Source organism: Streptomyces sp. NPDC041970, assembly GCF_055588985.1.
The window spans coordinates 1-21,099 of the sequence record NZ_JBVJCD010000034.1; the positions used below are offsets into that span (position 1 = coordinate 1).

At 74.4% G+C, this 21,099-nt stretch carries 17 protein-coding genes; 11 read left to right on the forward strand and 6 right to left on the reverse strand.

Annotation, left to right across the window (positions count from 1 at the left end):
• Nucleotides 1-98 precede the first annotated feature (98 nt).
• From ACZ6EJ_RS17855 to ACZ6EJ_RS17865, 3 genes are all read right to left on the reverse strand, one after another.
• Nucleotides 99-899, reverse strand: a complete 801-nt coding sequence (locus ACZ6EJ_RS17855) for an SAM-dependent methyltransferase (protein WP_469268106.1) — start codon at nucleotides 897-899, stop codon at nucleotides 99-101.
• 78 nt (nucleotides 900-977) lie between these two features.
• Nucleotides 978-1,691 carry a glycerophosphodiester phosphodiesterase gene (locus ACZ6EJ_RS17860; RefSeq protein ID WP_469268108.1) on the reverse strand — a complete coding sequence of 238 codons (714 nt, stop codon included), beginning with the start codon at nucleotides 1,689-1,691 and terminating at the stop codon, nucleotides 978-980.
• Between the two features lie 22 nt (nucleotides 1,692-1,713).
• Nucleotides 1,714-2,748 carry an adenosine deaminase gene (locus tag ACZ6EJ_RS17865; RefSeq protein WP_469268109.1) on the reverse strand — a complete coding sequence of 345 codons (1,035 nt, stop codon included), beginning with the start codon at nucleotides 2,746-2,748 and terminating at the stop codon, nucleotides 1,714-1,716.
• Between the two features lie 183 nt (nucleotides 2,749-2,931).
• Between ACZ6EJ_RS17865 and ACZ6EJ_RS17870 the strand changes: the two genes are divergently transcribed.
• Nucleotides 2,932-3,612, forward strand: a complete 681-nt coding sequence (locus ACZ6EJ_RS17870; protein WP_469268110.1) for a DUF4190 domain-containing protein — start codon at nucleotides 2,932-2,934, stop codon at nucleotides 3,610-3,612.
• Between the two features lie 85 nt (nucleotides 3,613-3,697).
• On the opposite strand, the gene ACZ6EJ_RS17875 is transcribed toward ACZ6EJ_RS17870, so the two are convergent.
• The gene (locus ACZ6EJ_RS17875) at nucleotides 3,698-4,255 is read right to left on the reverse strand and encodes an NADAR family protein (RefSeq protein ID WP_469268113.1); all 558 of its coding nucleotides are present in this window, start codon (nucleotides 4,253-4,255) and stop codon (nucleotides 3,698-3,700) included.
• Between the two features lie 204 nt (nucleotides 4,256-4,459).
• On the opposite strand from ACZ6EJ_RS17875, the gene ACZ6EJ_RS17880 reads away from it, so the two are divergent.
• The 7 genes from ACZ6EJ_RS17880 (at nucleotide 4,460) to ACZ6EJ_RS17910 (ending at nucleotide 13,697) form a co-directional block, all read left to right on the forward strand.
• Nucleotides 4,460-5,974: a gamma-aminobutyraldehyde dehydrogenase gene (locus ACZ6EJ_RS17880; protein WP_469268115.1), complete on the forward strand. Its 1,515-nt coding sequence runs from the start codon at nucleotides 4,460-4,462 to the stop codon at nucleotides 5,972-5,974.
• A 45-nt stretch (nucleotides 5,975-6,019) separates the two neighbouring features.
• Nucleotides 6,020-7,267 (forward strand): polyamine ABC transporter substrate-binding protein, encoded by a 1,248-nt coding sequence (locus ACZ6EJ_RS17885; RefSeq protein ID WP_469268117.1) that lies wholly within the window; start codon nucleotides 6,020-6,022, stop codon nucleotides 7,265-7,267.
• A gap of 64 nt (nucleotides 7,268-7,331) precedes the next feature.
• The gene (locus tag ACZ6EJ_RS17890) at nucleotides 7,332-8,483 is read left to right on the forward strand and encodes an ABC transporter ATP-binding protein (RefSeq protein WP_469268119.1); all 1,152 of its coding nucleotides are present in this window, start codon (nucleotides 7,332-7,334) and stop codon (nucleotides 8,481-8,483) included.
• A complete protein-coding gene (locus ACZ6EJ_RS17895) occupies nucleotides 8,480-9,421 on the forward strand; it encodes an ABC transporter permease (protein ID WP_469268121.1) in 942 nt (313 codons plus the stop codon). The genes ACZ6EJ_RS17890 and ACZ6EJ_RS17895 overlap by 4 nt, the downstream gene beginning before the upstream one ends.
• Nucleotides 9,421-10,239, forward strand: coding sequence for an ABC transporter permease (locus ACZ6EJ_RS17900; RefSeq protein ID WP_469268123.1), 819 nt, complete (start codon nucleotides 9,421-9,423; stop codon nucleotides 10,237-10,239). Before ACZ6EJ_RS17895 ends, ACZ6EJ_RS17900 begins: the two co-directional genes overlap by 1 nt.
• A gap of 64 nt (nucleotides 10,240-10,303) precedes the next feature.
• Nucleotides 10,304-11,719, forward strand: a complete 1,416-nt coding sequence (locus tag ACZ6EJ_RS17905) for an NAD(P)/FAD-dependent oxidoreductase (RefSeq protein WP_469268125.1) — start codon at nucleotides 10,304-10,306, stop codon at nucleotides 11,717-11,719.
• A 160-nt stretch (nucleotides 11,720-11,879) separates the two neighbouring features.
• A complete protein-coding gene (locus ACZ6EJ_RS17910) occupies nucleotides 11,880-13,697 on the forward strand; it encodes a chitinase (protein ID WP_469268127.1) in 1,818 nt (605 codons plus the stop codon).
• On the opposite strand, the gene ACZ6EJ_RS17915 is transcribed toward ACZ6EJ_RS17910, so the two are convergent.
• Nucleotides 13,648-14,496: a phosphatase PAP2 family protein gene (locus ACZ6EJ_RS17915; RefSeq protein ID WP_469268129.1), complete on the reverse strand. Its 849-nt coding sequence runs from the start codon at nucleotides 14,494-14,496 to the stop codon at nucleotides 13,648-13,650. The two genes, ACZ6EJ_RS17910 and ACZ6EJ_RS17915, sit on opposite strands and share 50 nt — an antisense overlap.
• A gap of 148 nt (nucleotides 14,497-14,644) precedes the next feature.
• Nucleotides 14,645-15,985, reverse strand: coding sequence for a 4-aminobutyrate--2-oxoglutarate transaminase (gene gabT / locus ACZ6EJ_RS17920; RefSeq protein WP_469268131.1), 1,341 nt, complete (start codon nucleotides 15,983-15,985; stop codon nucleotides 14,645-14,647).
• A 266-nt stretch (nucleotides 15,986-16,251) separates the two neighbouring features.
• Between gabT and ACZ6EJ_RS17925 the strand changes: the two genes are divergently transcribed.
• The 3 genes from ACZ6EJ_RS17925 to ACZ6EJ_RS17935 all read left to right on the forward strand — a co-directional run bounded on the left by ACZ6EJ_RS17925 (nucleotide 16,252) and on the right by ACZ6EJ_RS17935 (nucleotide 21,061).
• The gene (locus ACZ6EJ_RS17925; RefSeq protein ID WP_469268134.1) at nucleotides 16,252-18,669 is read left to right on the forward strand and encodes an ATP/GTP-binding protein; all 2,418 of its coding nucleotides are present in this window, start codon (nucleotides 16,252-16,254) and stop codon (nucleotides 18,667-18,669) included.
• Between the two features lie 166 nt (nucleotides 18,670-18,835).
• Nucleotides 18,836-20,455 (forward strand): PucR family transcriptional regulator, encoded by a 1,620-nt coding sequence (locus tag ACZ6EJ_RS17930; protein WP_469268136.1) that lies wholly within the window; start codon nucleotides 18,836-18,838, stop codon nucleotides 20,453-20,455.
• Between the two features lie 9 nt (nucleotides 20,456-20,464).
• Nucleotides 20,465-21,061, forward strand: a complete 597-nt coding sequence (locus ACZ6EJ_RS17935) for a TetR/AcrR family transcriptional regulator (protein ID WP_469268138.1) — start codon at nucleotides 20,465-20,467, stop codon at nucleotides 21,059-21,061.
• Nucleotides 21,062-21,099 lie beyond the last annotated feature (38 nt).

Genomic DNA, 21,099 nt, shown 5'->3' on the forward strand with positions numbered 1-21,099 from the left:
CCCCCCCCCCCCCCCCCCCCCCCCCCCCCCCCCCCCCCCCCCCCCCCCCCCCCCCCCCCCCCCCCCCCCCCCCCCCCCCCCCCCCCCCCCGCTCCCGGTCAGGGCTTGCGGCCCACCGCGCCGAACTGGGCGACCTGCGGCTCCCGCGGGCCCGTACGCCAGCGGGAGCAGGACACCACGCCCGGCTCCAGCAGCTCCAGCCCGTCCAGGAACGCGGCGAACTCCCGGCGGCCGCGGGCCCTGATGGGCGGGGTGGCGTTCTCGTTCCAGAAGCGCATCGCCGCCTCGTTGCCCTCGCCGCCCAGCTCCAGGGTGGGATGGGTGACGACCAGGTGGCTGCCCGAGGGCACGGCCGCCATCAGCGTGCGCACGATCGACAGCGCCTCGTCCGTGTCGAGGACGAAGTTGAGGATGCCGAGCATCATCACCGCGACCGGCCGCTCCAGGTCCAGCGTGGGCTCCGCGGCCCGCAGGATGTCCCGCGGGCGGTGCGCGTCCGCGTCGACGTACTCCGTCGCGCCCTCCAGCGAACTGGTCAGCAGGGCGCGGGCGTGGGTCAGCACGATCGGGTCGTTGTCCACGTACACGATGCGCGCGTGCGGCGTGACGTGCTGGGCGATCTCATGGGTGTTGTCGACGGTCGGCAGCCCGGTGCCGATGTCGAGGAACTGGTCGATGCCCGCGTCACCGGCCAGGTGGCGCACGGCCCGGCCGAGGAACGCCCGGTCGGCGCGCGCCACTTCACCGATGCTCGGGTACATCCCGGTCACCCGGTCGCCCACCGCGCGGTCCACCGGGTAGTTGTCCTCGCCGCCCAGCCAGTAGTTCCACACGCGGGCGTTGTGCGCGATGTCGGCGCGTATCCGGGCGGGGGCGGTCTGCGGTCGCGCGTCGGTCACATCGGCTCCTCGGTGCCGGAGGGCCCGGCGCGGCGTACCGCGCCGGGCGGTGCGGGTGCGCCCATGATGCCGGACCGGTCACCCGCCCCGGCGGGCGGACGGGTCGGCCAGCAGCCGGCGCAGGGCGTCGATCCGGTTGGTGGTGATCGAGTCGACGCCCCGCTCGACCAGCCGGCGCATCGTGCGCTTCGTGTCGGCCGTCCACGCGGAGACGAGCAGCCCGTCCCGGTGCGCCCGGTCCGTCAACTCCCGGCTCACCAGCCCGAACCGGTAGTTCAGCCAGCGCGGCCGCACCGCGGCCAGCAGCTCCGGGCGGGGCGGCGCCAGGGTGTTCCAGGTCAGGGCGATCTCGGCGGACGGGTCGGCGGCGCGCACCCGCAGCATCGCGTCCGCGCTCGCGCAGTAGTACGCCCGCTCGCCCGCCCCGCACTCCCGGACCGTGGCGACGATCCTGCGCACCGAGGCGTCCGTCGAGCCGGGCAGGTCCACCATCACCCGGTGCGCGCCGGTGGCCGCCAGCGCCTCGCGGAGCGTGGGCACCCCGCCGCGGGTCAGCTCCTCCAGCTCCCGGTGCGCCAGCCGGTCGACCCGCAGGTCGTGCCCCCACAGCCGCTCCAGCGTCGCGTCGTGCAGCAGGACCGGCACGCCGTCGCGGGTGACCCGCACATCGATCTCGACCGCGTCCGCCCCCCGGTCGAGGGCGGAGCGGATCGAGGGCAGGGTGTTCTCGCGGGCGCGGTACGGGTCGCCGCGATGCGCCACGGCGGTGACGGCCGGAAGGGCAGAATCCATGCGGCCATTGTGCCGACCGGGATCAGCGGGCGGGGCCCCGGAGCCAGTGCGCCGTGTAGGCGTCGATCTCCTCGGCCAGCTTCCGCTTGCCCGCCGGGTCGAGGAACGACGCCTCCACCGCGTTCTTCGCCAGGGCCGCCACGCCCTGCTCGTCCAGTTCCAGCAGCCGGGCGGCGACCGCGTACTCGCTGGTGAGGTCGGTGCCGAACATCGGCGGGTCGTCGCTGTTGATCGTCACCAGCACGCCCGCCGCGACCATCTCGCGCACGGGGTGGCGGTCGATGTCGGCGACCGCGCGGGTGGCGATGTTCGACGTCGGGCAGACCTCCAGGGCGATGCGGTGCTCGGCGAGGTGCTCCAGCAGCTTCGGGTCCTGGACGGAGCTGGTGCCGTGCCCGACGCGCTCGGCGCGCAGCGCGGTCAGCGCGTCCCAGACCGTCCGCGAGCCCGTGGTCTCCCCGGCGTGCGGGACCGAGTGGAGCCCCTCGGCGATGGCCCGGTCGAAGTAGGGCTTGAACTGCGGGCGGTCCACTCCGATCTCCGGGCCGCCGAGCCCGAAGGAGACGAGCCCGTCCGGCCGCCGCTCCACCGCCAGCCGGGTGGTCTCCTCGGCCGCCTGCAGCCCGGCCTCGCCCGGAATGTCGAAGCACCAGCGCAGGACGACGCCCAACTCCGCCTCGGCCGCCTTGCGGGCGTCCTCGATGGCCTCCATGAACCCGACCTCGGGGATGCCCCGGCGGGTCGAGCTGAACGGGGTCACCGTCAGCTCCGCGTACCGGATGTTCTGCCGGGCCATGTCCCGCGCCACCTCGTACGTGAGCAGCCGCACGTCCTCGGGGGTGCGGATCAGGTCCACCACGGAGAGGTAGACCTCGATGAAGTGCGCGAAGTCGGTGAAGGTGAAGTAGTCGGCCAGCGCCTCGGGGTCCGTCGGGACCTTGGTGTCCGGGTGGTGGGCGGCCAGCTCCGCGACGATCCGGGGCGAGGCCGAACCGACGTGGTGGACGTGCAGCTCGGCCTTGGGCAGCCCCGCGATGAAGGGGTGGAGGTCGGTCATCGGTGTCTCCCGGTTCGATGGGTGCGGTCCTGCCCCGGCGCCCGCCCCCCGCGGCCGCTCCCGGCCCGTGCGTCCCGGAGCGGCCCGGACCGGGGGCCCGGCCGGCCGCACCGGTCATCGTAGGCGGGGTCGGGGGCCGTCGGACCGGGCCCGTAGCATGACGGGACACGATGGGGGAGGGCCATGTCAGACCACACAGAGCAGCCCGGAGCCGGGGCCGCGCCGCGCGATCCGTGGACGCCGCCGGACAGCGGGCCGGACCTGCGCAAGGCGGGTGCGCACATCCCGCCGCCCGCGGTCCACGACCAGCCGACCATGGTGTCGATGCCGGGCGCCGGGGAGAACACCGGCCCGACGGGCGTGCCGAGCGGTTTCGGCCCGGCGCCCTCGCACGTGCCGCCGCCCCCGGTGGGCCCGCACGGTCCCGGCCACCCCGCCCCGCCCTACGGCTACCCGGCGCCGCCCCCGCAGCCCTACGGCGGCTATCCGGGCTACGGCTCCTATCCCGCCGGTCCGTCCGCCTGGTCGCCGCCGCCCTCCAACGGGCTCGGCACGGCCGCGATGGTGCTCGGCATCGTCTCGGTGGTCGGCTTCTGCCTCTACGGGCTCAACGTCGTCCTCGGCATCCTCGCCCTGGTCTTCGGCATCATCGGCCTCGGCCGGGCCAGGCGCGGCGAGGCCACCAACCGGGGCATGGCGATCGCCGGGGTCGTCCTCGGCTCCGTCGGCATCGTCATCGGCGCGGTCATTCTCGGCTTCGTCATCTGGGCCGCGACGACCGACGGCACGGACAGCGGCGAGGAGGACGGCGGCTCCTACGACGACCCGTTCGCGACGACGCTGGTGATCGAAGAGCGCTCCTAGGGAGCGGGGGCGGCCCCGTCCGGCGCCCGGCCCCCGACCGGCCGGGCGGGACCACGCCCCCGCGCCCTGGCGCCCGCCCGGCCGGTCAGCCCGTCGTCTCCGCCCGCAGCCGCTCCCGCGCCTCCATGAGCGCGAAGCCGAGCAGGTTCAGCCCCCGCCACTGCTCCGGCCGCTCCACCCGCTCGTCGTCCGCCGCGAGGCCGACGCCCCAGATCCGGTCCACCGGGGACGCCTCCACCAGCACCCGGTCCCCGGTGGACAGCAGATAGCCGCCCAACTCCGCGTCCTGGCCGAACTTGTGCACGCTGCCCGCCACGACCAGCGCGAACCGCTCCCGCGCCCACACGTCCTCGTCGAAGCCGCGCACCAGCCGCCCCGCGGTCTTCGCCGCCGCCGGGCCACGCGCCGACAGCGCGGCCCGCTCCGCCTCCGCGTCGCCGAAGAGGCGCGCCTTCGCGGCCATCATCCAGTGCTCCGCGGTCGCGTAGGCGACCCCGTCCACCGTGAACGGCGAGGGCCACCACTGGCTCAGGCAGCTCGTGCCCAACCGGCCGTCCGGGCGCGGGCGATGGCCCCAGAACGGCAGGTACGTCACCCGCCTGCCCCGCGCCACGTCCGCCAGAAGTCCGTCGATCGGTCCCATGGCAGGTGAGTGTGGCATCCGTCCTGGGCGGCGCGTAGGGGATTTCCGTACCGGCGCGACCCACGGTCGACAGATTCCGTCGCGTAACCAAAAGGAAACAACGGAATCACTTGTTGGCCGGGGGTTCCTCTGTCAGGATCGGCACTCCATTCACGACGAGGCGACGCCGCCCGCCCGACGGGCGCGGCCGTGGAGGAGAGCGTCATGGGCAACGGCTTCCAGGTGCGGGACCGCTTCGCGGAAGGTGTGCAGTACATCGGCGGCAGGCAGCTCCCCGGCACGTCCGGCCGCCACCACGACGTGGTGGACCCCGCCACCGGCGAGCGCGTGCTGCGCTACGAACCGGCGGGGACCGAGGACGTGGACGCGGCCGTCGCCGCCGCCCGCGCCGCCTTCCCCGGCTGGTCCCGTGCGAGCCCGGGCGAGCGGTCGCAGGCGCTGCACCGGCTCGCCGCCGTCCTCGCCGAGCGGGCCGACGACTTCGCGTACGCCGAGTCCCTCCAGTGCGGCAAGCCGATCAGGCTCACGACCGGCTTCGACGTCCCCGGCACCGTCGACAACGCGGCCTTCTTCGCCGGCGCCGCCCGCCACCTGGAGGGCCGGGCCGCCGCCGAGTACGACGGCGACCACACCTCGTACGTACGGCGGGAGGCGCTCGGCGTCGTCGGCTCCATCGCCCCCTGGAACTACCCGCTCCAGATGGCCGCCTGGAAGATCCTTCCGGCCGTGGCCGCGGGCAACACCATCGTCCTGAAACCCGCCGAACCCACCCCGCTGACCTCGGTGATGCTCGCCCGCGCGGCCACCGACGCGGGCATCCCCGACGGCGTGGTCAACATCGTCACCGGCGCGGGCGCGGACGCGGGAGAACACCTCGTCGGCCACCCCGACGTCGTCATGGCCTCCTTCACCGGCTCCACCGCCGTCGGCAGGCGCGTCGCCCGGATCGCCTCGGCCACCGCCAAACGCCTCCACCTGGAGCTGGGCGGCAAGGCCCCCTTCGTGGTCTTCGACGACGCCGACCTGGAGGCCGCCGTCCACGGCGCGGTCGCCGGCTCCCTCATCAACACCGGCCAGGACTGCACCGCCGCCACCCGCGCCTACGTCCAGCGCCCCCTGTACGAGGCCTTCGTCCGGGACGTCGCCGCGCTCATGGAGACCGTCCGGCTCGGCGACCCCTTCGACCCCGCCACCGACCTCGGCCCCCTGGTCAGCCACGCCCACCGCGACCGGGTCGCCGCCTTCGTCGACCGGGCCCGCGCCCACGCGCGGATCGTCACCGGCGGCGAGGCCCCCGGCGGCGACCTCGCCGCCGGGGCGTACTACCGGCCCACCCTGATCGCGGACGCCGCCCAGGACAGCGAGATCGTCCAGGCGGAGGTCTTCGGCCCGGTCCTGGTGGTCCTGCCGTTCGACACCGACGACGAGGGCATCGCGCTCGCCGACGACACCCCCTACGGACTGGCCGCCTCCGTCTGGACCCGCGACCTGTACCGGGCCAACCGCGCCACCCGCGAGATCCGGGCGGGCTGCGTCTGGGTCAACGACCACATCCCCATCCTCAGCGAGATGCCGCACGGCGGCTACAAGGCCAGCGGCTTCGGCAAGGACATGTCGGCGTACTCCTTCGAGGAGTACACGCAGGTCAAGCACGTCATGTACGACAACACCGCGGTTGCCCGGAAGGACTGGCACCGCACGATCTTCGGGGACCGATAGCAGCCGCCGCGGACCAGCGGCCTCCCACCCGAAAGGGCACAGCGCATGGAGAGTCACGAGCCCGAGCACCTCTCGCCCGCCCGGCTGGCGGCGATGAGACGATCCCTGGCCGGCGGCCGGGGCGCCCTCACCCGCCGCTCCCTGCTGCGCGCCGGCGGCCTCGGCGCCCTGGCGCTCGGCGGGACGGCCGCGCTCGGCGCGTGCGGGATCCCGCCCGCCGGGCGCGCGGCCGCCGGCACGGCCGCCGACGACCACTCGGCCAAGGAGAGGGAGGTCGTCTTCTCCAACTGGACCGAGTACATGGACGTCGGCGAGGACGGACGGAGCCGCCCCACCCTGGAGGCGTTCACCCGGCGCACCGGGATCAGGGTCAGGTACACCGAGGACATCAACGACAACGTCGAGTTCTTCGGCAAGGTCAAGCCGCAGCTCGCGGCCGGGCAGGACATCGGCCGCGACCTCGTCTGCGTCACCGACTGGCTGGCCGCGCGCATCATCCGCCTCGGCTGGGCGCAGAAGCTCGACCCGGCGAACCTCCCGCACGCGTTCGCCAACGTGTCGGCCCAGTTCCGCACCCCCGACTGGGACCCCGGCCGCGCCCACAGCTACCCCTGGACCGGCATCCCGACCGTCATCGCGTACAACAGGAAGGCGACCGGCGGCCGCAGGGTCGACTCCGTCACCCAGCTCCTGGACGACCCGAAGCTCAAGGGCCGGGTCTCCTTCCTCTCCGAGATGCGCGACACCGTCGGCATGACCCTGCTCGACCAGGGCGCGGACCCGGCCGCGTTCACCGACGCCGAGTTCCACGCGGCGATCGGCCGCCTCCGGAAGGCCGTCGACCGCAAGCAGATCCGGCGCTTCACCGGCAACGACTACACCGCCGACCTCAGCAGGGGCGACATCGCCGCCTGCGTCGCCTGGGCCGGCGACGTCGTCCAGCTCCAGGCCGACAACCCGGACATCGAGTTCGCCGTCCCCGCCGCCGGATACATCATCTCCAGCGACAACCTCCTGGTCCCCGCGCACGCCCGGCACAAGGCCAACGCCGAGCGGCTCATCGACCACTACTACGAGCCCCCGGTCGCCGCCCGGCTCGCCGCGTACATCAACTACGTCTGCCCGGTCGACGGCGTCCGCCCGGAACTCGCCCGGATCGACGCGTCCATGGCCTCCAACACGCTGATCCTCCCCGACGAGGACATGGCGGCGAAGTCCCGCTCCTTCCGCTCCCTGAGCGCTCGGGAGGAGACGGCGTACGAGGAGGAGTTCGCCCGGCTCATCGGCGCCTGACCGGACCTCCGCGCCCGGTCACCCCTGTCCCCGAACCGCCCCCGACCCCCTGGGACCGCGACCCATGACACAGCAGCAGACCGCGGGCGGCGACGTCCGCCTCGCCGGGATCAGCAAGACCTACGGCTCCTTCACCGCCGTGCGGCCGCTCGACCTGACCGTCCCCCAGGGCTCGTTCTTCGCCCTGCTCGGCGCGTCCGGCTGCGGCAAGACCACCACCCTGAGGATGATCGCGGGCCTGGAGGAGGCCACCACCGGCACGATCCTCCTCGGGGACCGGGACATCACCGGCCTGCCGCCCCACCGGCGCCCCGTCAACACCGTCTTCCAGAGCTACGCGCTCTTCCCGCACCTGGACATCGCCGAGAACGTCGCCTTCGGGCTCCGGCGGCGCGGAATCAGGTCGGTGAGGAAGCAGGTCGACGCGATGCTGGAGCTCGTCCAGCTCGGCGACCTCGCCCGCCGCAGGCCGCACCAGCTCTCCGGCGGGCAGCAGCAGCGCGTCGCCGTCGCCCGCGCGCTCATCAACCACCCGCAGGTCCTCCTGCTCGACGAACCGCTCGGCGCCCTCGACCTCAAGCTCCGCCGGCAGATGCAGCGCGAGCTCAAACGCATCCAGACCGAGGTCGGCATCACCTTCGTGCACGTCACCCACGACCAGGAGGAGGCCATGACCATGGCCGACACCGTCGCGGTGATGAACGGGGGCCGCGTCGAGCAACTGGGCGCGCCCGCCGACCTCTACGAGAACCCGCGCACCACGTTCGTCGCCAACTTCCTCGGCACCTCCAACCTCATCGAGGCCGAGATCGTGTCCACCGGCGGCGACCTGGTGGTGGCCGCGGCCGGCGGCAGGCTCAGGCTGCCCCGCGCGCGATGTCCCGTCCCCGCCGCCGCCGGCGGCCGCCTGCTCCTCGGCATACGGCCCGAGAAGGTGTCCCTGGTCCGCGCGGACGACGCGGCGGACATCTCCACCGGCCGCAACCGCGTCACCGGCCGCGTCGTCGACTCCAGCTTCATCGGCGTCTCCACCCAGTACGTCGTCGAGAGCCCCGCCGGCGACGTCCTCCAGGTCTACGAGCAGAACATCGACCGGCGCGAGGGCCTGGCCCCCGGCGCCGAGGTCGTCCTGCACTGGAACCCCGCCCACACCTTCGGCCTCGACGCCGACCAGGACATCGACGCGGGCGTGGAGAGCGTGGAGGGCGCGGCGTGAGCCCCGCCCAGGCGCCGCCCGCGCCCCCCGCCGACCCCGCCGATCCCGGCGCACCGGTGCTCCGCAAGCCCTCCGCCCGCGGACGGCTCGTCCCGTACTGGCTGCTGCTCCCCGGCGTCCTCTGGCTGGTCGTCTTCTTCGCCCTGCCGCTCGTCTACCAGGCCTCCACCTCGCTGCAGACCGGCTCGCTGGAGCAGGGCTTCGAGGTCACCTGGCACTTTGCGACGTACACGGACGCGCTGCGCGAGTACCACCCGCACTTCGTCCGGTCCCTGCTGTACGCGGGCACCGCCACGTTCCTGTGCCTGCTGCTCGGCTACCCGCTCGCCTACCTCATCGCCTTCCGGGCGGGCCGCTGGCGCCATCTGGTCCTCGTGCTGGTCATCGCCCCGTTCTTCACCAGCTTCCTCATCCGCACACTGGCCTGGAAGACGATCCTCGCCGACGGCGGGGCGGTCGTGGACCTGCTGGAGGCCCTGCACGTCCTGGACGTCACCAGCCGGCTCGGCTGGACCGACCCCCACCGGGTCCTGGCCACGCCGATGGCGGTCGTCTGCGGCCTCACGTACAACTTCCTGCCGTTCATGGTCCTGCCGCTCTACACCTCGCTGGAGCGGATCGACGGCCGGCTGCACGAGGCGGCGGGCGACCTCTACGCCACCCCCGCCACCACCTTCCGCACGGTGACGTTCCCGCTGTCCATGCCCGGCGTCGTCTCCGGCACCCTGCTGACCTTCATCCCGGCCAGCGGCGACTACGTCAACGCCGAGCTGCTGGGCTCCACCGACACCAAGATGGTCGGCAGCGTCATCCAGAGCCAGTTCCTGCGGGTCCTGGACTACCCGACGGCCGCCGCGCTCTCGTTCCTGCTCATGGCGGTCGTCCTGCTGGCCGTCACCCTGTACATCCGCCGCTCCGGGACGGAGGACCTGGTCTGATGCCCGTACTGCGCCGCATCCGCCGGAACCTGGTCGTCATCGCGGGTCTGCTGACCCTCGCCTACCTCATCCTGCCGAACGTCGTCGTGATGGCGTTCTCGTTCAACAAGCCGAAGGGCCGCTTCAACTACGCCTGGCGGGACTTCTCGCTGGACGCCTGGACGGACCCCTGCGGCGTCGCGGACCTGTGCGGCTCGCTCGCCCTCTCGCTGCGGATCGCCTTCTGGGCGACGCTCGCGGCGACCGTGCTCGGCACGATGGTCGCCTTCGCGCTGGTCCGCTACCGCTTCCGGGCGCGCGGCGCCGCCAACGCGCTGATCTTCCTGCCGATGGCGATGCCCGAGGTCGTCATGGCCGCCTCCCTGCTCACGCTCTTCCTGAACATGGGCGCGCGGCTCGGCTTCTGGACCGTGCTGATCGCCCACGTCATGTTCTGCCTCAGCTTCGTGGTGACGGCCGTCAAGGCGCGCGTGATGTCGATGGACCCGCGACTGGAGGAGGCCGCCCGCGACCTGTACGCGGGGCCGGTGCAGACCTTCCTGCGGGTCACCCTGCCCATCGCCGCGCCGGGGATCGCGGCGGGGGCGCTGCTCGCCTTCGCCCTCTCCTTCGACGACTTCATCATCTCCAACTTCACCGCGGGCTCCACCGTCACCTTCCCCATGTTCGTCTGGGGCTCGGCCCAGCGCGGCACGCCCGCGCAGATCAACGTCGTCGGCACCGCGATGTTCGTCCTCGCGGTCCTGGCGGTCCTCGCCGGCCGGCTCGTGGCCGCACGGCGCGGGAAGAGCGCCGGCCGGGCCTCCGGCGGGGGGTGACCCGGCCCCGCCCGCGTCCCGCCCGACATCCCCGGCCCCCCGCCACCCGAAGGAGTCGTACGCCATGGCCCCCGCCGCCCCGCACAGCGCCGCACGATCGATCGCCGGCGCCAAGCCGGTCTGCTACTGGCTCGACGACCCCGCGAAGCCGGAGGCGCTGCCCGCCCTCGCCGGTGACGAGCACGCCGACCTGCTGGTCGTCGGCGGCGGCTACAGCGGCCTGTGGACCGCGCTCATCGCCAAGGAACGCGACGCGGACCGCGACGTCGTCCTCATCGAGGGGCACGAGGCGGGGTGGGCCGCCTCGGGCCGCAACGGCGGCTTCTGCGCCGCCTCCCTCACCCACGGGCTCGCCAACGGCCTGGAGCGCTGGCCCCACGAGATCGCCCGGCTGGAGGAGTTGGGGGAGCGCAACCTCGACGCCATCGAGGCCGCCGTCGCCCGCTACGGCATCGACTGCGACTTCGAGCGGACCGGCGAGATCGACGTCGCCACCCAGCCCCACCAACTGCGGGAACTGCGGGAGCGGCACGAGCAGACGCGAGCGCTCGGCATCACCGGGGTGGACCTCCTCGACCGGGACGCCGTGCGCGCCGAGGTCGACTCGCCCACTTTCCTCGGCGGCCTGCGGGACCGGCGCGGCGTGGCGATGCTGCACCCGGCGAAGCTCGCCTGGGGGCTGAAGCGGGCCTGCCGGGAGCGGGGCGTGCGGATCTACGAGCACACCCGCGGCCTCGACCTCGCCCGCACCGGCTCCGGGATGGCGGTGCGCACCCCCTACGGCCGGGTCTTCGCCCGCCGGGTCGCGCTCGGCACCAACGTCTTCCCCTCGCTCGTGCGGCGGGTCCGCCCGTACACCGTGCCGGTCTACGACTATGCGCTGATGACCGAGCCGCTCACCCCCGAACAGCTCGCGTCGATCGGTTGGCGCGGGCGCCAGGGGCTCGGCGACAGCGCCCACCAGTTCCACTACTTCCGGCTCTCCGCCGACAACCGGATCCTGTGGGGCGGGTACGACGCGGTCTACCCGTACGGGGGCCGGCTCGACGCCGACCTCGACCAGCGCCCGGAGACGTTCCTGAAGCTCGCGGGCCAGTTCTTCGACTGCTTCCCGCAACTGTCCGGCCTGCGCTTCTCGCACGCCTGGGGCGGCGCGATCGACACGTGCTCCCGCTTCACGGCCTTCTTCGGCACGGCCCACCGGGGGCGGGTGGCGTACGCCGCCGGATACACGGGCCTGGGCGTCGGCTCGACCCGTTTCGGGGCGCGGGTGATGCTCGACCTGCTCGCCGGCGAGGAGACCGAGCTGACCCGGCTGGACATGGTCCGCTCCAAGCCGCTGCCGTTCCCGCCGGAGCCCCTCGCCTGGGCCGGAATCGAACGCACCAAGCGGTCCCTCGCCCGCGCCGACCGCGACGGCGGACGCCGTGACCTGTGGCTGCGGGCCATGGACCGGCTGGGCCTCGGCTTCGACAGTTGACCCGCCGCCGGGGCGGGGGCCCGCCCCACCGCCCCGGCGACCGCGGTCCGCTCCACGGCCCGGAACGCCGCGGTGGCCGCCAGAGGTCTTGACAACCTCATTGGTCTGGACCATGTTGTGCGCACGCCACGCCCCAATTTCCCCCCGCACGGAGGCTGTTGTGGAACGCACCGGACCGACCGCCAGACTCACCGGCCTGCTGGCCGCCTTCTCGGCCGCGCTGCTCGCCGCCGGCGCCCTGGTCGCCACGGCCCCGGCGGCGAGCGCGGCCGACACCGAACTGGCCCGCAACGGCGGCTTCGAGGCGGGCCTGGAGGGGTGGACCTGCTCGGCGGGCAGCGGCTCCGTCGTCTCCACGCCCACCCACGGCGGCGCCGCCGCGCTGAAGGCCGCCCCGGCCGGCGGCGACCACGCCAAGTGCTCCCAGACCATCGCCGTCAAGCCCGGCTCCGCCTACACCCTGAGCGCCTGGGTGCAGGGCAGCTACGTCTACCTCGGCGCGTCCGGCACCGGCACCACCGACGTCTCCACCTGGACCCAGTCCCCCGGAGCGTGGAAGAAGATCACCACCAGCTTCACCACGGGCCCCTCCACCACCTCCGTCAGCGTCTACACCCACGGCTGGTACGGCACCCCGGCCTACTACGCCGACGACCTCTCCCTCACCGGCCCCGGCGGCGAGCCCGTCGTCGTCCCGGCCGTCCCCGCGGGCCTGAAGACGACCGGGACCACGTCCTCCTCGGTCTCCCTCTCCTGGAACGCCGTCCCCGGCGCGAGCGGCTACAACGTCTACCGCGACGGCGCGAAGGCCGCCTCGGTGACCGGGACCTCCGCCACCGTCACGGGCCTGGCCGCCTCCACCGCGTACAGCTTCCAGGTCGCCGCCGCCAACACGGCGGGCGAGTCCGCCCGGTCCGCCGCCGTCGCCGCGACCACGACGGCGGGCGGCGGGAACCCCCAGCTCCCGGCCCGCGCGCTCGTCGGCTACCTGCACTCCAGCTTCGCCAACGGCTCCGGCTACACCCGGATGGCCGACGTGCCCGACTCCTGGGACGTCGTCAACCTCGCCTTCGGCGAGCCCACCTCCGTGACCTCCGGCGACATCCGCTTCTCCCTCTGCCCGGCCAAGGAGTGCCCGAACGTCGAGACCGAGGCCGAGTTCAAGGCCGCGATCAAGGCCAAGCAGGCCGCCGGCAAGAAGGTGCTGATCTCCATCGGCGGCCAGAACGGCCAGGTGCAGCTCTCCACCACCGCCGCGCGGGACGCCTTCGTCACCTCGGTCTCGAAGATCATCGACACCTACGGACTCGACGGCCTGGACATCGACTTCGAGGGCCACTCCCTCTCCCTCAACACCGGCGACACCGACTTCCGCAACCCCACCTCGCCGGTGATCGTCAACCTGATCTCCGCCGTGAAGTCCCTGAAGGCGAAGTACGGCCCGGACTTCGTCCTCACCATGGCCCCGGAGACCTTCTTCGTCCAGCTCGGCTACCAGTTCTACGGCTCCGGCCCCTGGGGCGGGCAGGACCCGCGCGCCGGCGCGTACCTGCCGGTCATCCACGCGCTGCGCGACGACCTGACCCTGCTGCACGTCCAGGACTACAACTCCGGCCCGATCATGGGCCTGGACAACCAGTACCACACGATGGGCGGCGCGGACTTCCACATCGCGATGACCGACATGCTGCTCGCCGGGTTCCCCGTCGCCGGCAACACGAGCCGGGTCTTTCCGGGGCTGCGCCCCGACCAGGTCGCCATCGGCCTGCCGGCCTCCACCCAGGCGGGCAACGGCCACACCTCCCCGTCCGAGGTCGTCAAGGCGCTCGACTGCCTGACCAAGAAGACCGACTGCGGCCCGTACCAGACCCACGGGACCTGGAAGGACCTGCGCGGCCTGATGACCTGGTCCATCAACTGGGACCGGTTCAACAACTGGGAGTTCTCGAAGAACTTCGACGCCTACTTCGGCGGCTGACCCACCACAGGGGCGCCAGCACCAACGGCCCCAGGCACCAACCGGCCAGCACGTCCAGCGGCCAGTGGTAGCCGTGCAGCACCAGACCGACGCCCGTCGCCGCGGTGAGCAGAACCGCGGCGACGGGCGTCATCCACGCCCGGAACCGGGGGAACCGGCGCGGCCGCCGGGAGCGGGGGAGCGCCGACAGCAGCAGGGCGGCCGCCCCGTACGCCACGGCGGCCGTCACCGTGTGGCCGGACGGGTAGTACCCGACCGCGTCGGTCAGCGGCCCCCGGCGGGCGGTGGCCGCCTTCAGCGGGACGACCAGCGCGGGCACCGCCGCCAGCGTGAGGACCGCGTACACGGCGAGCCGGCGGGCGCGGCGCCACAGCGCGTACCCGGCCGCGCAGGCGAGGACCGGCGCGGCCACCGGCACGCCGCCGAGGTCGGAGAGGAGCTGGGTCAGCGCCGCCGGGCCGCGCCCGAACAGCTCCGCGCCGACGCGTTCGTCCCACCGGACGAGGGGGCCCCGGACGGCGATCTGCCAGGTGATCAGCGCGAAGAGCGCGCCCAGGGCGCCGAGGAGGACGGGGAGGAGAAAGGCCGGCCGTCCGGGAACAGGGGGGATTGTTCCGGGACGGCCGGCGGGATCGGTCCGCCGCGCACCCCGGGGGGTGTGGGGCGGGCGGCCGTCCGATCGGTGAGGAGCCCCGGAGCGCAAGGCTCCGGCGTGCGCGGCGGCACGACCGGGACGGCGCAGGGGAAGCCCCGGCCCGGAATCGCCGACGGTCTCCCGCCGACGAGGCGTCTCTCTCATCTGCAGAAACCGTACGGCAGCGCGTCGCCGGCGGACAGCCGCCGCCGCGACCCGCCATCGCCCTCGCACACCTTCTTCACAGGCCCTCACCCGGACGCCGGTCGGGGGCGGGGCGACCCCGCCCCCGACCGTCACCGTGTTCGAGGAATCAGAGCTGGCCGAACGCCTGCTCGATGATGTCGAGGCCCTCGTTCAGCAGGTCCTCCCCGATCACCAGCGGCGGCAGGAAGCGCAGCACGTTGCCGTACGTGCCGCAGGTGAGCACCAGCAGGCCCTCCGCGTGGCACGCCTTCGCGAGCGCGCCCGCCGCCTGCGGGTCGGGGTCCTTGGTCCCGGACTTCACCAGCTCGATCGCGATCATCGCGCCGCGGCCGCGGATGTCGCCGATGACGTCGCCGTTGGGCAGCTTCGCCCGCATCTCGGCGAGACGGCCCTTCATGACCTCCTCGATCCGCCGGGCCTTCCCGTTCAGGTCCAGCTCGCGCATCGTCTCGATGGCCCCGAGCGCACCGGCGCAGGCGACCGGGTTGCCGCCGTACGTACCGCCGAGGCCGCCGGCGTGGGCGGCGTCCATGATCTCGGCGCGCCCGGTCACGGCGGACAGCGGCAGGCCGCCCGCGATGCCCTTGGCGGTGGTGATCAGGTCCGGGACGATGCCCTCGTCCTCGCAGGCGAACCACTGGCCGGTGCGGCAGAAGCCGGACTGGATCTCGTCCGCGACGAACACGATCCCGTGGTCCGCGGCGAACCGCGCGATGGCCGGAAGGAAGCCCTTGGCCGGCTCGATGAACCCGCCCTCGCCGAGCAGCGGCTCGATGACGATCGCGGCGACGTTCTCCGCGCCGATCTGCTTGGTGATCGCGTCGATGGCCTGCGCGGACGCCTCGGCCCCGGCGTTCTCCGCACCGGTCGGCCAGCGGTAGCCGTACGCGACGGGGACGCGGTACACCTCGGGCGCGAACGGCCCGAAGCCCTGCTTGTACGGCATGTTCTTCGCCGTCATGCCCATGGTCAGGTTGGTGCGGCCGTGGTAGCCGTGGTCGAAGACGACGACGGCGGTGCGCCCGGTGTGGGCGCGCGCGATCTTCACCGCGTTCTCGACGGCCTCCGCGCCCGAGTTGAACAGCGCCGACTTCTTCGCGTGGTCGCCCGGCGTCAGCTCCGCGAGCCGCTCGCAGACCTCGACGTACCCCTCGTACGGCGTGACCATGAAACAGGTGTGGGTGAACTCCGCGAGCTGCGCGGACGCCCGGCGCACGACGGCCTCCGCGGAGGCGCCCACGGAGGTCACGGCGATGCCGGAGCCGAAGTCGATCAGGCGGTTGCCGTCGACGTCCTCGATGATCCCCCCGCCCGCACGGGCGGTGAACACGGGCAGCGTGGAGCCCACACCCGCGGCGACGGCCGCCGTGCGGCGAGCCTGCAGCTCGACCGACTTCGGGCCGGGGATGGCGGTGACGAGGCGGCGCTCCTGCGGAAGGGCGGTCATGCGGGGCTCCTGGGGGTGTCGCGGACGCTTCTCTCTTCTGCAGGCTAGGGGCGGGGGAGGGGCGCGGTCATGCTCCGATCGGGAGTGGTGGGGGCGTGTCCTTGTCCTTGGCGGACAGGTGGTGGTGCCCGTCCGGCCCGCCGGGGCGGGACCGGCCGAGGCGCGCCGGAGGCCCCCGGTCCCGGCGCGTTGCTGAACTCCCCGCGCGCGCGCACTAGATTGACCGGGGCAGCGCACGGACCGGCAGGTCAAGGGGGCAGTGGTTCATGGACGACGACCGCACGCGGGGCGTACCGGGCACGAGCGCGGGCGGGCTCCGCCCACCGGCCGTTCCGCCGCCGCCCGCGGCCCCGCCCCGCGTGCCGCCCTCCGCCGCCCGGCCGGCGGCCGGGGCGCACCGTGCCGCCGCCCACCCGGCCCCGCCGCTCGGACAGCCCGCGGCCGGGGCCCCCGCCCTGGCCGTGTGGCTGCGCACACCCCGTCCGCCCCAGGCGCCGGGCGTCTGGCGGTACGGGTACACCCCGCCCCCGCCGGAGGAACCCGAAGGCGTATCCGACCGGTCCCTGCTGGTCGGGGCCCTGATCTCGCTCCTCTGCGCCCTGCTGCTCTGGTCGCTGTGGCGCAACGGCTACCTCCCCTATCGGCTGGTCCCGCTGAAGCTCTTCACTCCGGCGGAGTGGTGGTACGCGGGCACGTCCGGCGGCCCCCGCACCATCGAGGGCAGCGACGCGCTCACCGTGTACGAGGCGGTCCTGTTCGGGCTCCTGGCCTACGGCTGCGGCCGGATCGGCAACTGGTCGGAGCTGTTCCGCCGCCATGTCGTCGAGCGGGGGCAGCCCTTCCTCGCCCTCACCGCCGCCGCTGCCGCGGGCCTGGCCCAACTGCTCGTGTGGAAGGAGGTCCTGCCCGTCGTCCGCCCGGTCCTCATCCTGGTCGCCTCCGTCGCCGGCGGCGAGATCTACCAGAGCCAGACCGTCGTCAACGTGGTCTACGTCCTGATCGCCGCCGCCGTCCTCTGGCCCTTCGCCCGGCTGGGCCGCTGGCGCGAGCTGCCGGCCGCCCGCCGCGGCGGCCCCGCCGCGGCGCCGGACGGCTCGCCGTCCCCGGCCCCCGACGACTCCACCGACCCGTGGCCCGAGCTGCGCGCCGCGGGCTGGACGGACGCGGCCGACACCCTCACCGCGGAGGTCCGCACCGGCCGGATGAACGACGTGGACGTGGCCCGGCTGCGCTACGCGTGGGCACGCGCCACCGCACGGCCGGACCGGCTCGCCGGGCTCGCGGAGGCCGTCCTGCGCAGCGGGGGAGCCGCCGCCCCCCACCCCTCCGGCCAACGCGATCTGCCCCGGCGCACCGCCCGCCACGACGTCCTCACCGGCCAGGTCAGGATCGGCCGGTGCGCCGCGGACCCGCACAACCCCTACGTCCGCAGGGGTGCGGGCTTCGCCCTGGACCCCGCGCTGCTGGGCACCTCCCTGCTCGCGGTCGGACCGCCCGGCGCCGGGAAGTCCGCCCGGCTCATCCGGCCGGTCGTCGAGGCCCTGTCCCTGCGCGCCCTGGCCGGGCAGGCCGCCGTGCTCGCGGTCGGCGGGGCGGGGGAGCCCCTCGGCCCCGACGACGCCTTCGACGTCATCGTCCGCGTCGGCGACCCGGCCTCCGCCCACGACATCGACCTGTACGGGGGCACCACCGACCCCGACGAGGCCGCCGCCGTCCTGGCGGAAGGGCTCGTCGGCGACGTCGGCAGCCTGGACAGCCGCCGCGCCGCCACCGTCCTCGCCCAACTGCTCGGCCCCTACCGCGCCGCCCACGGCCACTTCCCCTCCGTGGCCGCACTGCGCGAACTCCTCGACGGGACGCCGGCCGCGCTGCGGGACCTGCGCGCCGCCCTGGAAGCCGCCGGGCACCACGCGATGCTCCGCGAACTGGACGCCCGAGCCCGCCAGGCGGGCGGCGCCGGCGATCCCGCCCCGGTCCTCGCCGACCGGGTCGCGCTGCTCGACCGGCCGGCCTTCGCCGGGTTCTTCGCCACTGGCCACGACGCCCGGCCCTTCGAGCTGCGCGCGCTCGGCCGGTATCCGCTGCGGGTCCGCGTGGACCTGCCCGAGCGCGGTCACGCCGAGGCGTCGCGCCTGCTCACCCGGCTGCTCCTCGCCCAGTTCACCGCGATCACCGCGGCCCGCGCCGACACCGCGCTCTTCGCCTGCCTCGTCCTGGACGACGCCACCCATGCGGTGACTGCGGAGACCGTCCGCGGCATCCGGCGGCTGCGCTCGGTCAACGCCGGGGCGGTGCTGGCCCTGCGCACCGTCGACGACGTGCCCGAGGCCCTGCACACCCCGCTGCTCGGAGCGGTGGGCTGCACGGCGGCCTTCTCCGGCATCACCACCTGGGACGGCAAGCGCTTCGCCGAGGCCTGGGGCAAGGAGTGGGTCGAGACCCGCGAGGTCGCCCAGCACACCGTCTTCGCCGACCAGCCCTTCACCCGCGCCCTGCACGCCCTGCGCAAGCTCGTCACCGGCAAGGCCGTGACCACGGACGCCGTGACCGTGCGCAAGGTCGAACGGGAGCGGTGGTCGGCCTCGGAGCTGGCGTACTCCGTCCCGGCCGGGCACGCCGTGCTCTCCGTCACCGCGGTCGACGGGGAGCACGCCCCCCCGCTGCTGGTGGAGCTGGGCGGCTGAGGCGGTCGGGGAGGGGCCGGGCCGGCCGTGGCCGAGAGCGGTCCCCGCGATCCTGCCGCCCTGGCAGAATCGGAGGAAGCCGTTCATACGGGACGGCGAAGTCCGTGAAGGCCGCCCGCGGCGGCGGCCGGCCGGCCTTGTCCCCGACCCCGAGGGTTCCCGCCCCATGCCCCCCACGCTCGCCTCCCTCGTCCAGCACTCGGCGCTCAAGCTCAAGGTGCGGGCGGGCGCGGACCGGCTCGACACCCCGGTGCGCTGGGCCCACGCCAGCGAGCTGGCCGACCCCGTCCCGTACATGGACGGCGGCGAACTCCTCCTGGTGACCGCCACCAACCTCGACGCCGAGGACCCCGAGTCCATGCGGCGGTACGTGCGGCGGCTCGCCGGGGCCCAGGTCGCCGGGGTCGGCTTCGCGGTCGGGGTGAACTACGACGACGTGCCGGCCGCCCTCGTCGAGGCCGCCGAGGAGGCCGGCCTGCCGCTGCTGGAGGTCCCCCGCCGCACCCCGTTCCTCGCCATCAGCAAGGCCGTCTCCGCCGCCATCGCCGCCGACCAGTACCGCGCGGTCACCGCGGGCTTCGAGGCCCAGCGGGAGCTGACGAGGGCCGCGCTCGCCGGGGACGGCCCCGCCGACCTCCTGGCCCGGCTCGCCGCCCACGTCGACGGCTGGGCCGCCCTGTACGACGCCTCCGGCGCGGTGCTCGCCGCCGCCCCCGACTGGGCCGCCCGCCGCGCCGCCCGGCTCACCCCCGACGTCCTGCGCCTGCGGGACCGGCCCGCCCCCGCCAGCGTCGTCGTGGGCGACAGCGCGGACCGGGTCGAGCTCCAGTCGCTGGGCACCGGCCGCCGGGTGCGCGGCGCGCTCGCCGTCGGCACCGGAGCGGCGCTCGGGACCGCCGAGCGGTACGCCGTGCACTCCGCCGTCGCCCTGCTCACCCTGACCACCGCCCGCTCCCGCGCCCTCCAGGGCGCCGAGCAGCGCCTGGGCGCGGCCGTCCTGCGGATGCTGCTGGCCGGGCAGCCCGACCACGCGCGGGCGGTCGCCGGCGACCTCTACGGCGGGCTGCTGGACGCCCCGTTCCGGCTGCTGATCGCCGAGGCCGCCGCCCCCGCCGGGCCCGAGCTGCTGACCGAGACGATGGAGGCCGCCGCCGCCCGCCGCGGCGAGGCGCTGCTGCTGGTCCCCGAGGCCGAGCGCGTCGTCGTGCTGGCGGCGGACGGCGGGGCCGCCGTCGCCGCCTGCGCGGCCTACGCCGCCGCCCAGGACGGACGCGGCCCGCGCGAAGGGGGCGCGGAGGACAGCGACGTCGTGGTCGGCCTCTCCGCCCCCGCCGGCCCGATCGCCGTCTCCGCCGCGTACAAGCAGGCCGAACAGGCCCTCTCCGTCGCCCGCCGCCGGGGCAGGGCGCTGGTGGAGCACGAGGAGCTGGCCGCCGGTTCGCTGCTGCCGCTGCTCGCCGACGACGCGGTACGGGCCTTCGCCGACGGGATGCTCCGCGCGCTGTACGAGCACGACGCCAAGGGCCGCGGCGACCTCGTCGCCTCCCTGCGCGCGTGGCTCTCCCGGCACGGCCAGTGGGACGCGGCCGCCGCCGACCTGGGCGTGCACCGCCACACGCTGCGCTACCGGATGCGCCGGGTCGAGGAGATTCTCGGCCGTTCCCTGGACGACCCGGACGTCCGCATGGAGCTGTGGCTGGCCCTCAAGACGACCGCGGCGGCGGCGCCCGCCGCGAGCGGGCGCCGGGCCCGGCCCCGTATTGCATCGAGCGGTCCAAAACCCTAGAGTGCTGACATGGCCCGACCGAGACAGTTCGACGAGGAACGGGCCCTGGACGCCGCGATGCGCACCTTCTGGGAGCACGGCTACGAGGCCACCTCCACCCAGGACCTGTGCGACGCCACGGGGCTGGGGCGCAGCAGCGTCTACAACACCTTCCAGAGCAAGCAGGAGTTGTTCGCGCGCTCGCTGGCGCGCTACCTGGACGCCATGGCCGACGCCCAGGACGCCGTACTCGAGGACGAGTCCCGCTCCCCCGGCGAGCGGGTGCGCGCGCTGCTCGACAAGATCGTGGCCGACGAGTTCGACCACCGCCCCGGCGGGCGCAGCCTGGGCTGCCTGGGGGTCAACTCCACGGTCGAGCTGGCGTCCCGCGACCCGCGGGCCGCCCGGCTCCTGGACCGGGACACCGCCCGCAGGCTGCGGAGCCTGTCCGGGGTCATCGCCGCCGGCCAGCGCGACGGCTCCATCGCCTCCGCGCGGAGCTCCGACGCTCTCGCCCGTTACGTCAACGCCGTCATCGGCGGTATGCGCGTCACCGCCCAGGGCGGAGCCGACCGCGCCGCCGTCCAGGCCGTCGCCGACACCGCGCTGGACGCCCTGATCCGCTGAACGCCCCCATCCCGTCGCGCCGGGTGAGGCGGCCGGCC